This window comes from [Brevibacterium] flavum (assembly GCF_019317305.1).
In the GTDB taxonomy this organism is placed as follows: domain Bacteria; phylum Actinomycetota; class Actinomycetes; order Mycobacteriales; family Mycobacteriaceae; genus Corynebacterium; species Corynebacterium glutamicum.
The window spans coordinates 1,870,150-1,882,784 of sequence record NZ_CP079240.1 but is presented as its reverse complement, the minus strand read 5'-3'; the positions used below and the strand labels follow the sequence as shown (position 1 = coordinate 1,882,784).

The 12,635-nt window shown below is 53.9% G+C and carries 13 protein-coding genes and 2 tRNA genes; 14 read left to right on the top strand and 1 reads right to left on the bottom strand.

Annotated features, from left to right (window positions below; all coding sequences use genetic code 11):
- The first annotated feature begins 8 nt into the window (after positions 1 to 8).
- The 13 genes from KW808_RS09055 to KW808_RS08995 all read left to right on the top strand — a co-directional run bounded on the left by KW808_RS09055 (position 9) and on the right by KW808_RS08995 (position 10,965).
- Positions 9 to 83: transfer RNA gene (locus tag KW808_RS09055), tRNA-Val, on the top strand.
- 33 nt (positions 84 to 116) lie between these two features.
- Positions 117 to 189, top strand: a tRNA-Gly gene (locus KW808_RS09050).
- Positions 190 to 525: 336 nt separating this feature from the next.
- A complete protein-coding gene (locus KW808_RS09045; protein ID WP_006285365.1) occupies positions 526 to 939 on the top strand; it encodes a hypothetical protein in 414 nt (137 codons plus the stop codon).
- A 38-nt stretch (positions 940 to 977) separates the two neighbouring features.
- On the top strand, positions 978 to 2,021 hold the full coding sequence (locus KW808_RS09040) for a transposase (RefSeq protein WP_499651965.1): 1,044 nt from the start codon (positions 978 to 980) through the stop codon (positions 2,019 to 2,021).
- Positions 2,022 to 2,398: 377 nt separating this feature from the next.
- Positions 2,399 to 2,995: a copper-binding chaperone CopC gene (gene copC / locus KW808_RS09035; RefSeq protein ID WP_003859875.1), complete on the top strand. Its 597-nt coding sequence runs from the start codon at positions 2,399 to 2,401 to the stop codon at positions 2,993 to 2,995.
- Positions 2,996 to 3,010: 15 nt separating this feature from the next.
- Complete coding sequence (locus KW808_RS09030; protein ID WP_003859876.1) at positions 3,011 to 3,559, top strand: copper chaperone PCu(A)C; 549 nt, start codon at positions 3,011 to 3,013, stop codon at positions 3,557 to 3,559.
- A 26-nt stretch (positions 3,560 to 3,585) separates the two neighbouring features.
- A complete protein-coding gene (locus KW808_RS09025) occupies positions 3,586 to 4,794 on the top strand; it encodes a Dyp-type peroxidase (RefSeq protein WP_003859878.1) in 1,209 nt (402 codons plus the stop codon).
- Between the two features lie 270 nt (positions 4,795 to 5,064).
- Positions 5,065 to 7,125, top strand: a complete 2,061-nt coding sequence (gene thrS / locus KW808_RS09020; RefSeq protein WP_003859880.1) for a threonine--tRNA ligase — start codon at positions 5,065 to 5,067, stop codon at positions 7,123 to 7,125.
- Positions 7,126 to 7,132: 7 nt separating this feature from the next.
- Positions 7,133 to 7,771 (top strand): ATP adenylyltransferase, encoded by a 639-nt coding sequence (locus KW808_RS09015; protein ID WP_003859881.1) that lies wholly within the window; start codon positions 7,133 to 7,135, stop codon positions 7,769 to 7,771.
- Positions 7,771 to 8,430 (top strand): phosphatidylinositol phosphate synthase, encoded by a 660-nt coding sequence (pgsA, locus tag KW808_RS09010; protein WP_003859882.1) that lies wholly within the window; start codon positions 7,771 to 7,773, stop codon positions 8,428 to 8,430. The genes KW808_RS09015 and pgsA overlap by 1 nt, the downstream gene beginning before the upstream one ends.
- A gap of 22 nt (positions 8,431 to 8,452) precedes the next feature.
- On the top strand, positions 8,453 to 9,418 hold the full coding sequence (locus KW808_RS09005) for a phosphatidylinositol mannoside acyltransferase (RefSeq protein WP_003859883.1): 966 nt from the start codon (positions 8,453 to 8,455) through the stop codon (positions 9,416 to 9,418).
- Positions 9,419 to 10,504 carry a glycosyltransferase family 4 protein gene (locus KW808_RS09000; protein WP_003859886.1) on the top strand — a complete coding sequence of 362 codons (1,086 nt, stop codon included), beginning with the start codon at positions 9,419 to 9,421 and terminating at the stop codon, positions 10,502 to 10,504.
- Entirely contained in the window at positions 10,501 to 10,965 is a 465-nt protein-coding gene (locus KW808_RS08995) for a hypothetical protein (protein WP_003855892.1), read from the top strand. Before KW808_RS09000 ends, KW808_RS08995 begins: the two co-directional genes overlap by 4 nt.
- A gap of 38 nt (positions 10,966 to 11,003) precedes the next feature.
- Here the strand turns inward: KW808_RS08995 and KW808_RS08990 are convergent, their stop codons facing one another.
- Positions 11,004 to 11,480, bottom strand: coding sequence for a DUF3817 domain-containing protein (locus KW808_RS08990; protein WP_003859889.1), 477 nt, complete (start codon positions 11,478 to 11,480; stop codon positions 11,004 to 11,006).
- A gap of 108 nt (positions 11,481 to 11,588) precedes the next feature.
- On the opposite strand from KW808_RS08990, the gene KW808_RS08985 reads away from it, so the two are divergent.
- Positions 11,589 to 12,437: an acyl-CoA thioesterase gene (locus KW808_RS08985; RefSeq protein ID WP_003859891.1), complete on the top strand. Its 849-nt coding sequence runs from the start codon at positions 11,589 to 11,591 to the stop codon at positions 12,435 to 12,437.
- The last annotated feature ends 198 nt before the right edge of the window (positions 12,438 to 12,635 follow it).

The window sequence follows — 12,635 nt, the reverse complement described above, 5'->3', positions numbered from 1 at the left end:
CAGTTCTGGCGCGTTTAGCTCAGCGGGAGAGCGCTTCCCTGACACGGAAGAGGTCACTGGTTCAATCCCAGTATCGCGCACCAAGAGGACGAACAACCTCTTTAATCAATGTTCATGCGGATGTAGCGCAGTTGGTAGCGCATCACCTTGCCAAGGTGAGGGTCGCGAGTTCGAGTCTCGTCATCCGCTCAATTTAAAACACCTATGGGTTAACGCTCATAGGTGTTTTTGCGTGCTTCCTAAAAAGCGTTTTAAGGGGTCGAAGTGCTCAAGATGGGTCGATATATGGATTGAGGTCATTCAGGCGGCTGGGTGCGATTTTAGGGGCCCTCACTTTTGGGGCCGGTGGGGCAGTTGTGAATCCTGAAAGCTTCCAGGGCAAGGATCCACCACAAACCAGGCTGGACTCTAGAAATCGGTCCTAAAGTTGCACACGCAGGCAGATAAAGCGGAAATATCCACCACAGCCCCTTTCTGTTTAGCTGAATGTGAAGCAGTCAAAACCAGCTAAGGAGACAATCCATCATGACCGTAAACATTCCCACCGTCGACACAGCAGAGCTCACCCCGGAGCAAAAACGAGACCACGTCATCGCCTACCTCTCCCGCCCCCACGGCACGAAAGGTAGATACCTCGCCCAGCACAACCTGTCAGCATCAACGATTGCGACATGGCGCAGGGGCCTGGCCGATGGTGATCTTGAACGTGGGCTGATTCCACGCCAGACTGGACGCATGACCTTCAAGGAAGTCCGCGAAAACATCGCACTGCGCGCCCAGCTCGAAGAAATGCAAGCCAAGCTCGACGCCTCTGAGGCACGGAATAATTCTTCCGACACAACGATTGCGAAACTGAAGAAAAACAATGAGGAGCTCCACACCGCAATTGATGCGTTGGGAAAAGCTATCGCGATAATGCACAAGGATGGCGCGGAATAAGACGAGGAGGCGCAACACTATCCACATCACAGCGCAGCATGTATCAGAACAACCTTGATCTTGAAGAGCACCTGATTAGCTGTCTACGCCGAAGCGGGTATTCCAAAAAGAATGCACTTGCTGTTCTAGGGCTATCGGAATCTAGTTACTACTACCGACACCATCCCAGGTCGCGGGTGAAAAACCCGATCCCGCATACTAAGCGCAGTGGGTCTAAACGCATCAGTGATGCTGACCGCGCCCAGATCGCCGTGCTGCTGTCTGCCGGGTTTGAGCAGGGGTTGAGTGTGCGACAAATCTATTACCAGCATCTTGATAGTGGCGAGCGGCTTTTAGCTGGTGAGCGGATGTTTTACCGGATTGCGCAGACCTTGCGTGATCCGGTGGTTAAACCTGCGCGACGTACTCGTGAACCAGCAACTGTGCCGACGGTGACAGCGACAGGTCCTGGTCAGGTGTTTGTGTGGGATGTGACGTGGGTGAAGGGATCACATACGCGGGTGTTGTATGCCTTGCATGTGGTGATGGATTTGTTTTCCCGCAAGATTGTGGGGTGGACGTTGCAGTCACGTGAAGACAAAAATGTGGCTGTCATGTTGATCGAGGAGACGATCAAGCAGGAAGGTTTAGGTCGTGTTGAGGTGGTGCATTCCGATAACGGTTCAATTATGACGAGCAAGGATATGGCTAGGATGCTTGAGCGTTATGGGGTGGAGCAGTCGTTGATTCGGCCTGGGGTTAGCAATGATAATCCGCATTGTGAGTCGGTGAATCATACGATTAAGCATCATCGTTTGGGGTTGGAGGTTTATGATTCGATCACTGATGCAGATGAGAGTTTGGGGTTGGTGATTTCGGCGTATAACACCACGGATTATCACAGCGGGATTGCGAATTTCATTCCGGAGCAGGTCTTTGATGGCAGTTGGGTGTCTACCGCGCAGCAGCGTCGGGGTGTGTTGCGGCGTTATTATGCGGCTCATCCGGAGAGGTTTCATCGTCCACCGAGGGTGAAGGTGCCGGCGCGGAAGGTGAGTATTAATGCGAGTCGGGTCGGTGATGAGTATCTGTTGATTGAGTGATCAGTATCTGAGAAATCCTACGTCATTCTTCACATTTACTTGACAGGCCGCGAGCCAGCAGGAAATCCGCTTTTTGTGGTGAATATTCGCACATTTTTTCTATTCGTGTATGGGTGCATGTGGTAATGCCTTCCCGCCCTTGAGTTCTACCCCGGAACCTGCTCAAGGCACCCCCAGAATGGGAACGTAGTCTAGATCACACGACTTCGAAAAGTGGCTCCAAGCTGGATAGACTCTATTTACCTACTGGTAACCTCCGCTTGATATATCCCTCTGGGGAACTAAGTGGGGGAAGATTTCGACAACTAACCGGGCGCAAAGATGAAACTAATGCGTCCGACCACGGCGAAAAGGAAGTTTCGCCCATCTATGAGAGGTTGAATGTGGCTTCAGAGAAGAATCTAAAATTGCGTACCTTGGTGGCAGCTGCTGGGGTGTTGGGCGTTGGCGCGATGTCGATGCTCGTCGCTCCGCAGGCTGCTGCCCATGATGTGGTGGTGGATTCTAATCCTGAAAATGGCAGTGTCGTTGATGAGTTCCCGGAGGCCATTGAGTTGGATTTTTCCGGTATTCCTCAGGATCTGTTCACAACAGTTGCATTGAGCAATGCGGATTCCGGAGAGGTGTTAACTTCTGGAACTCCTCAGCTTGATGGGCAGCACTTGAGCTATGAAGTGCCATCTGATGTGCAGACGGGAGCTGGTAACTACATTTTGGGTTTCCAGATCACGTCTTCTGATGGTCACGCTACTAAAGGTTCAATCTCTTTTGAGGTGACAGGCTCTGCTGAAACGACAACTGAGTCAGCAGCAACCACTGACACCTCAGAGACCACCGAAGCAGAGACAACTGAAACTGCTGATGAAACTTCTGGAATTCCTGCGCCGTGGAATTGGGTTTTGAGCATCGTGGCGGTGCTTGTTGTTGCAAGTGCCATCGTCATGATGATTGCAAAGAATCGTAACCAGAAATAAGAGGGTTTATTCACCATGAAGAAGTTTTTTGTCGCAGGTGCTGTACTGAGCAGTGCGTTGGTTATGGCGGCGTGTTCGCCTGCTAATCAAAGTGATTCCACCTCCACGAGCGTGGAGACTACTTCCTCCAGCAGCACGCAGGTAAGCGATGCTGTGATCACCACGGAAAACGCTGTTGTTCGTGCGTCTGTGGAAGACAGTGACATGACGGCAGTGTTCGCTACGTTGGTGAACAATTCTGATGCTGAAGTCAATGTCACTGGCTTTACTGCGAATGTTGATGCTGCCAGCTTTGAGGTCCATGAGGTTGTTGATGGCGTCATGCAGGAAAAGCCAGGTGGTTTTGTGATCCCTGCAGGGGAGAGCATCGAGCTGGCACCAGGTGGCGATCATTTGATGATCATGGGGCTTGCGAACCCAATCGAGGCTGGCGATGAAGTGACGGTCACTCTTGAATTGGCTGATGGTTCTGAAGTTAAGCTTGATCCGATCCCGGCGCGCACCATTGCTGCTGGTGATGAGGATTATGGCGATCTGGGAACTGAAGGCCACGAGGGCGACTAAGCCGGCCACTATATATAAGGAGAGACATGGTTTCTCGTAGGGGTTTCCTAGGGGGTGCCGGCTTGATTGCTGGTGCGTCCGCGTTGGCGGGGTGCAGTGCGGGGGAAAATGAGCCGGACGGTGCGTCGATAAGCTTAAAAGGCCAGGTGGTGGAGTTTGATGGCCGCCATCAGGCCGGCATTGCGACGCCGCATCAGGCGAATTTGAATCTGGTTGCGTTTACGCTGCGTGCGGGCGTGGATCGCGCTGGCGTGACGCGGTTGATGCGCGTGTGGACCGAAGATGCCCGCGCGCTGTGCGCTGGAGAGACGCCGCTGGGCAGCCTGGAGCCGGAGATGGTGACGTCGCCGGCAAACCTCACCATTACATGTGGTTTCGGTGCTTCGCTTTTCGACGTGACCCAGCAGGTTGATCTTCGTCCCGAGTGGTTGAAGCCGATTCCTGAATTTGAGCGGGATCAGTTGCGTCCGGAATGGGGCGAGGCGGATCTTGTGCTGCAGATTTGTAGTGATGATCCGGTGACGTTGAGTCATGCGACTAGGCATATGATTCGCTCTGGTGTGGATTATGCGGCTACGCGGTGGGTGCAGCAGGGTTTCATGAATGCCCATGGTGTGAATGAGACGGATGAGACTCCGCGGAATCTCTTTGGCCAAAAAGATGGCACTGTGAATCCCCGTACCGATGATGAAATCCAGCAAACTGCCTGGATTTCTGAGGGTCCGGACTGGGCGATTGATGGCAGCTGCATGGTTGTGCGTCGTATTGCTATGAATTTGGATGAATGGGAAATTCTGGATCGCCCGTCCCGTGAAGTTTCTGTGGGACGCACCTTGGATACCGGCGCGCCACTTAGTGGTGGCGATGAGTTTTCTGAGGCTGATTACTCCGCCCGCGATTCCTATGGTCTGCCGCTTATCGATCCGGCAAGCCACATGGCTAGATCGCGTGCACCGGAAAGCAATCCGGAGCAGGTGATTCTTCGACGAGTGTTCAACTATGACCTGCCACCAGATCCCACTTCAGAGGAACTCTCCAATGCTGGTTTGGTGTTTATCTGCTTCCAGAAAAACCCCGATCTGCAGTTCACTCCCATTCAACAACGGCTGGATGAGCAAGACCGCCTGAACCAGTGGATTACCCACATTGGCTCCGCAGTATTCTTCATCCCGCCAGGCACCGACCCGAATGATTCATCTCGGGATGATTTTTGGGGTGCCGGACTCCTTCTATAACCCGCCACGCGGTAGGATGTGGAACGACAGTTGGCCACCGGCTGTGAGTTTCTTTAACTGCTAATGCGTCATCAGTAGGACGACTGAAGTAGACAAAGCCAAAGAAGCTCACGCACCACATCAGATATTGCCTAATATATCTGCGGTGAATCCCGATATTTCCCTCTTTTGGACGTATCGGGAGCGCCAGGTCAGCTGCGCACCTTGAACTAGTGGGGGCGGCCAGGTATGCCGTTTGCCCACGTGAGCGCACGAAGGAGCGCAATTTTCGTGAACACCACAGATACCGCAGTAGCAAACCTTGTTGTTTTTGAGGTCCCTGCAGGCACCGCAATTGGTGCAGCAATGCGCGAACTAGATCTGCCCAACAAGGGTCCAGAGGCTATCGTTTGTGCAAAAGACGCTGAAGGCCAACTAAAGGATCTTTCACACGTCCCAGAAACCACTGCTACGTTCACCGCTGTACCTGCAAATACTGATGACGGCCGCGCAGTAATCCGCCACTCGTGCGCTCACGTGCTGGCACAGGCTGTCCAGGCAGAATTCCCAGGAACCAAGTTGGGCATCGGCCCAGCCATTGAAAATGGTTTCTACTACGACTTTGATGTGGCTGAGCCTTTCACTCCGGAAGATCTCAAGACCATTGAAAAGCGGATGAAGAAGATCATCAAGACCGGCCAGAAGTTTGAGCGCCGCGTCTATGAATCCGCTGAAGCTGCAGCGGAAGAGTTGAAGAACGAGCCTTACAAGCTGGAACTTATCCAGGACAAGGGCAACGTTGATCCTAACTCTGATGAAGCCACCGAAGTGGGCGCAGGCGAACTGACCGCGTATGACAACGTCAACCCTCGCACCAGTGAGGTGGAGTGGTCTGATCTTTGCCGTGGACCACACATTCCAACCACCCGCTACATTCCAGCATTCGCGTTGACTCGTTCGTCTGCTGCGTACTGGCGAGGCGATCAAGACAACGCTGGCCTGCAGCGCATCTATGGTACCGCGTGGGAGGATAAGGAATCCCTAGATGCCTACCAGACCATGCTCGCTGAGGCAGAAAAGCGCGATCACCGCCGTCTAGGCACCGAACTTGATTTGTTCTCCTTCCCAGATGATCTGGGCTCTGGTCTGCCAGTATTCCATCCCAACGGTGGCATCGTGCGCAATGAGATGGAAGATCACTCTCGTCGCCGCCACATCGCAGCCGGCTACTCCTTTGTGAACACCCCGCACATCACCAAGCAGGATCTCTTTGAGCGTTCCGGTCACCTTGGTTTCTACAAGGATGGCATGTTCCCTCCAATGCAGGTGGATGCGGAATTCGACGAAGACGGCAATGTGACCAAGCCGGGCCAAGAGTACTACCTCAAGCCCATGAACTGCCCAATGCACAACCTCATCTTCGATTCTCGTGGACGTTCTTACCGTGAGCTTCCACTGCGTCTTTTTGAGTTCGGTAACGTCTACCGCTACGAAAAGTCCGGTGTGATCCACGGCCTGACCCGTGCCCGTGGCTTCACCCAGGACGATGCTCACATCTACTGCACCGAGGATCAGCTGGAAGCAGAGCTCACCTCTGTCCTGGACTTCATCCTGTCGCTGCTGCGTGACTACGGTTTGGATGATTTCTACCTGGAGCTCTCCACCCGCGATCCTAAGAAGTCAGTCGGTTCTGATGAGATCTGGGAGCGTTCCACTGAAATCTTGAACCGTGTGGCCACCAATTCTGGCCTGGAACTTGTTCCAGACCCAGAAGGTGCCGCATTCTACGGACCTAAGATTTCTGTTCAGGCACGCGACGCGATTGGCCGTACCTGGCAGATGTCCACCGTGCAGCTGGACTTCAACATGCCTGAGCGCTTCAACTTGGAATACACCTCATCTGATGGTTCCAAGCAGCAGCCCATCATGATCCACCGCGCACTGTTTGGTTCCATCGAGCGTTTCTTCGGCGTGTTGTTGGAGCACTACGCTGGTGCTTTCCCAGCATGGCTGGCACCTCACCAGGTCATGGGTATTCCAGTTGCTGATGATTGCATTCCACACCTGGAGACAATCACCGCTCAGCTGCGTGAAAAGGGTATCCGCGCAGACGTGGACACCTCCGATGATCGCATGCAGAAGAAGATCCGCAACCACACCACCGGCAAGGTTCCATTCATGCTGCTTGCCGGTGCCCGCGATGTGGAAGCAAACGCAGTGAGCTTCCGTTTCTTGGACGGCACCCAGGTCAACGGCGTGCCCGTCGATGAGGCAATCGCTGTGATTTCTTCCTGGATTGGTGACCGCATCAATGATCAGCCGAGCGAGGACTCCATTGCAGCTCGCAGGTAGCCCTGAGATGGACTCATCTGACAGCCACGTTGGTCAGGATGTATATGTTGATCAAGGTCTAGGGGAGCCCGACAGACTGGAACGTCTGTGGGCGCCCTACCGGATGAGCTACATCAACACTCGATCTGGCGGTAAGCAATCAACTACCGCCAAGCGGGACCCCTTCATTGAGGTTCCCAAAATGAGTGATGAGGACGGCCTGATCGTTGCGCGGGGCGAGTTGGTATATTGCGTGCTCAACTTGTATCCCTACAACGCTGGACACATGATGGTGATCCCATTCCGTAAGGAAAAGAATCTAGAGGATCTGAGCTTGGCAGAATCTGCGGAGTTGATGCTCTTTACCCAAACGGCCATCAAGGCGCTGAAGCAGGTGTCAAACCCTGATGCTGTCAATGTTGGTTTAAACCTTGGCAAAGCATCGGGTGGCTCAGTGGGAGATCACCTTCATGTCCATGTGGTGCCTAGGTGGTCGGGTGATGCTAATTTCATGACTGTGATTGACGGCGTCAAAGTGCTACCGCAGACCCTGCGTCAAACCAGGGCCATGCTTGCGCAAGCATGGGGCACCATTGATGGGGCACCAGGCACTGTCGACCCAACGCTGACTTCAGCGATCCGTACCGCAGCACCGAAGGAGCACTGATGCTGGGACTTCATGGACGTAAGCCTGCGCAGGTTATTGTTGAGCCTGTTGCCAAATTGATGATCAAGTTGAAGGTGACGCCTAATCAGCTCACCTTAGTCAGCGCTGGCCTCACCGTTGGGGTGGCTTTGCTGCTGATTCCTACGGGGCATTTGATTTGGGCGGCAGTTTTGACGGGCCTGTTTGCGGCTTTCGACATGATTGATGGCACGGTTGCTCGCATGCAAGGTGGTGGCACCAAATTTGGTGCCACCTTGGATGCCACGTGTGACCGCATCACTGATGGTGCACTATTTGGTGCGATTACCTGGTGGCTGGTGTATTCCTACGATGCACCACAGGCATTGGTCGCTGCCTCCTTGGTTTGTTTGGTTGCCTCCCAGGTGATCTCTTACGTGAAAGCCAGGGGAGAGGCCTCCGGATTCACCATGGACGGCGGTCTAGTGGAACGCCCTGAGCGTCTGATTGTCAGCCTTGTTGGTTTGGGGCTGACCGGAATGGGCGTTCCATATGCCATCGATGTGGCACTGTGGGCCCTTGCAGCTGGCAGTATTTACACTGTTGTGCAGCGCTTGGTCATGGCTGGAAAGTCCCCATTGGCTAAGGAATTTACCAAGGCGCCAGCAGGTGCGAAGGCAGATTACAGCAACACCAAATAAAAATTAGCCGAGGGAGCATCGCATGAAGCCGAAGGATGTCTGCACAGCGGAAAATTGGGCGGAGAATTTAAGCGCTATAGGCTATCTGGCTGGTTGGCGTTTTGTCCGGATGCTCCCTTTGCCTATTGCTCGCCGAGTGTTTGACCTTGGGGCGGATCTGGCGTCGAAAAGCGGAAAAGGCATGGGGCAGCTACGCGCTAATCTGGCGCGGGTGGTCGGTGCGGAAAACGTTACGCAGGCGCTGGTGAAGCAAGCAACGCGCAGCTATGCGCGGTATTGGCTGGAGGCATTCCGGCTTCCGGCAATTGCGCGAGATCCTGAGCTGATTGCGCGGCTGCGTAAGGGAACTGTTGGCCTGGATTTGTTGGATGAATCTTTGGCTGCCGGCAAGGGCGTAGTTTTGACGCTTCCACACAGCGGCAACTGGGATATGGCTGGCGCTTTTCTGATTAGCCATCATGGCCAATTCACCACCGTTGCAGAAAGGGTCAAGCCGGAACGCTTGTTTGAAGCGTTCGTGGAGTTTCGAGAAAGCCTTGGATTTGAGGTGCTGCCTCTCACCGGTGGCGAGCGTCCGCCGTTTGAAAAGCTGAAAGAGCGCCTGACATCTGGAGGTATCGTGTGCCTTCTCGGGGAGCGTGACCTGAGGCATTCCGGCGTGGAAACCACGTTTTTTGGTGAGAAGACCTCCATGCCAGCAGGACCTGCACAGTTAGCAATTGAAACAGGTGCGGCGCTGCACGTGGTGCATCCATGGTTCGATGGCGACGGCTGGGGTCTCAGCGTATCCGATGCTGTGACCGTGGATAATTTATCTGACACGGTGCAGCGGATCGCGCATCTTTTTGCCGCAAATATTACGGCGCACCCTGCCGATTGGCATATGCTCCAACCCCTGTGGTTTGGTGATTTGGATCCGGAGCGTCTTAAGCGCTCGCGGTCGCAGACAGATTTTCCAGAGCCGGTGAGATCACAGGAGGACAATTAGGTGCGAATTGGAATGGTCTGCCCGTACTCTTTTGATGAGCCGGGCGGTGTTCAAGCGCATATCCTTGACTTAGCGCGAACCTTCATTGCCCAAGGCCATGAGGTTCAGGTGCTTGGTCCGTGTAGCGCGGATACGCAGGTGCCCGATTTCGTGGTGCGCGGTGGTGGCAGCATCCCGATTCCGTACAATGGCTCGGTTGCCCGCTTGAGTTTTGGGCCGAAAATGTTCAAGGCCGTGCGCACGTTTCTCCGCGAAGGCAACTTCGATGTGCTGCATATCCATGAACCGAATTCACCAAGTTTTTCCATGGCGGCGCTACGCTTTGCGGAAGGCCCCATCGTTGCTACTTACCACGCCTCCAGTAGCGGATCGAAGCTGCTCAAGGCTTTCTTACCAGTGCTTTCGCCCATGCTGGAGAAAGTGCGGGCAGGCATCGCCGTGTCTGAAATGGCGAGGCGCTGGCAGGTGGAGCAAGTCGGTGGCGATCCTGTACTGATCCCTAACGGGGTAGAGACCTCCATGTTCAAGGCCGCGCGCCAAATCGAACCGAATGATCCTGTAGAGATCGTCTTTTTGGGTCGCCTCGATGAGTCCCGCAAAGGCCTCGACATCCTCCTGCGCGCTCTGACCAGGCTGGATCGCCCGTTTACCTGCACCGTCATTGGCGGCGGCACCCCGCGAGAAGTCGCCGGCATCAACTTTGTGGGCCGCGTCAGCGATGAGGAAAAGGCAGCAATCTTAGGTCGCGCAGATATCTATGTCGCACCCAACACCGGCGGCGAAAGCTTCGGCATCGTGCTAGTGGAAGCGATGGCCGCGGGATGCGCTGTCGTCGCCAGCGACCTAGAAGCGTTCTCCCTGGTCACCGATTCTGAAGCCGCACAGCCAGCGGGCGTGCTATTTAAAACCGGCTCAGACGCCGACTTAGCCAAAAAACTTCAAGCGCTTATCGACGACCCCTCCTCCCGTTCCACGCTTATCGCCGCGGGGCTAAAGCGCGCAAACGCCTACGACTGGTCGACAGTATCCACCCAGGTCATGGCAGTCTATGAAACCATTGCGATCGACAAAGTGAGGCTTGGATGACCCTTGTTTACCTCCTCATCGCTGTCGTTGTCACCGCAACCGTTCTGTGGGCATATTTCACAGCACAACGCCTCAACCGGCTCCACATCCGCACCGACTCAGCAAGACAAGCCCTGCAAGCAGCACTGGATCGCCGAGCAGCACTAGTAGGTGCGTTGTTGCCCGATGCAGCAGAAGCCTCAAAACGCGCTGAAGCAATTCCCCTGGAATACTCCCGCTTCTCCCAACGCGCCCGCGCCGAACGAGAAATCTCTGAACTCATCTTGAAACAGGGGAAGACCCTTCCAGATTCCATCGTGGACGCTGCCACCCGCGTGGAATTAGCCCACCGCTTCTACAACGAAGCCGTCAGTGACACCCGCGATCTTCGAACCCGATTGATGGTCAGATCCTTCCGACTCGGCGGCACCGCACCCTTGCCGGAGTACTTCGAACTACTCGATACAGATCTGCTGACTTAAATGTGAAACAGCCTCCTTCATGTGAAGGAGGCTGTTGTTTAATCTACAGAGTTTGCGATGGCATCTGGATCATAAGGTGGTCCCATCGCCAGCAAAATAGAGAAGACGATGGCGATGATCACCAGCAGAATCAGAACGGATCGGACTGGGTGTCTGACCAATTGGGCCAAGATCTTGTCCAAGAAAGTGTGTGGCTTTTCGGAAGGATCTGAAAAGCGCCATCCACCGGCAACCAGGCCCTTCTTGTCTGCCCACAATGCAAATGGCAATGCGGCCCACGGGATGACAGAGACGATCAAACCTGCGATACCCTGCGGGAATGTCCACTTATTGTTGATCCACACGGTGATGGTGATGGCTGCAAAACAGAGGAAGCCAAAGCCGTGGATACCGCCGGCAATAGGGGTTACGGCGTCTGTTACTCCACTGTATTTTAAGATCATGCCGATGATCAGCAGGGTCCAGGTACCCATTTCTAATAGGGCTGCAAAACGGTGAAGTTTCTGTGGCGTCATGGCCCCTACCGTAACCTAATCGTTGAAACATCACCTTATTGCTGGGCTTTGCGCGCTAGTCTTTGTGAGTAACCTCACCGAAGTGCATAGATTAATTGGGAGTGATCAGTGAAGACTATTGAAGATATTTTGACCTTGGAAGAAATCGACCGTGATATTTACCGTGGTCCCGTTATCGAATCTTATTTAGCCAGGACTTTCGGCGGCCAGGTCGCTGCCCAAGCTTTAGTAGCAGCGACGCATACTGTTGATAAAGCCTTTACTGTGCATTCTTTGCATGGCTACTTTATAGCTCCTGGTGATCCAACAGCACCTGCAATTTATTTAGTGGATCGAGTTCGCGACGGAAAAAGCTACGTCACCCGCTCGGTGCGTGGCATCCAAGACGGCGAAGTAATCTTCAGCATGCAGGCCAGCTTTCATCGTGGGGATGAAGGCATTGAGCACATGGACAAGATGCGTAAAGTTCCAGCTCCTGATGAGATCAAGGGAACCGTGGAGCGCATGCCGATTTCAAGTAGGCGAGTGCTTGATGAATGGGCGGAATGGGATATCCGCATTATCCCGCAGGATCAATTAGAACTCAGCGATTTCACCGCTACTGAGCAAGCCGTGTGGATTCGGTGCACCGCTGATCTTCCGGATAATCCCACCTTCCACCAGTGTTCTCTGACTTATCTGTCCGATATGACTTTGCTGCATAGTGCCCTGGTGCCACACCCAGGTGAGAAAATGCAGATGGCCTCACTTGATCACGCAGTGTGGTTCCTGCGTCCCTTCCGCGTCGATGAATGGTTGCTTTATGATCAGCGTTCTCCATCGGCCTCAAGTGGGCGAGCCTTGACTCACGGGCGGCTTTTCAACCAGCAGGGAGATTTGGTCGCTATTGTCAATCAAGAGGGAATGACCCGCACACTTCACGAGGGTGCGCAATCAATTCCGATGCGCAAAGACTAAAATGCAGCGAACTTGAAGATCTGAATCCGGTAACGCGACAGAAATTGGTGCCCTTTAAGTTTCATCATTTGACCTTGGCGTATACTGTTTCATCAGTTCCAACTACCAACTCCGTTTCCATGGAAGCTACCCGGCTTTCGCCACCGCAACATGAGTCTAAAATTTTCACACGGCGCACCACACATTCGGTGGTGTATT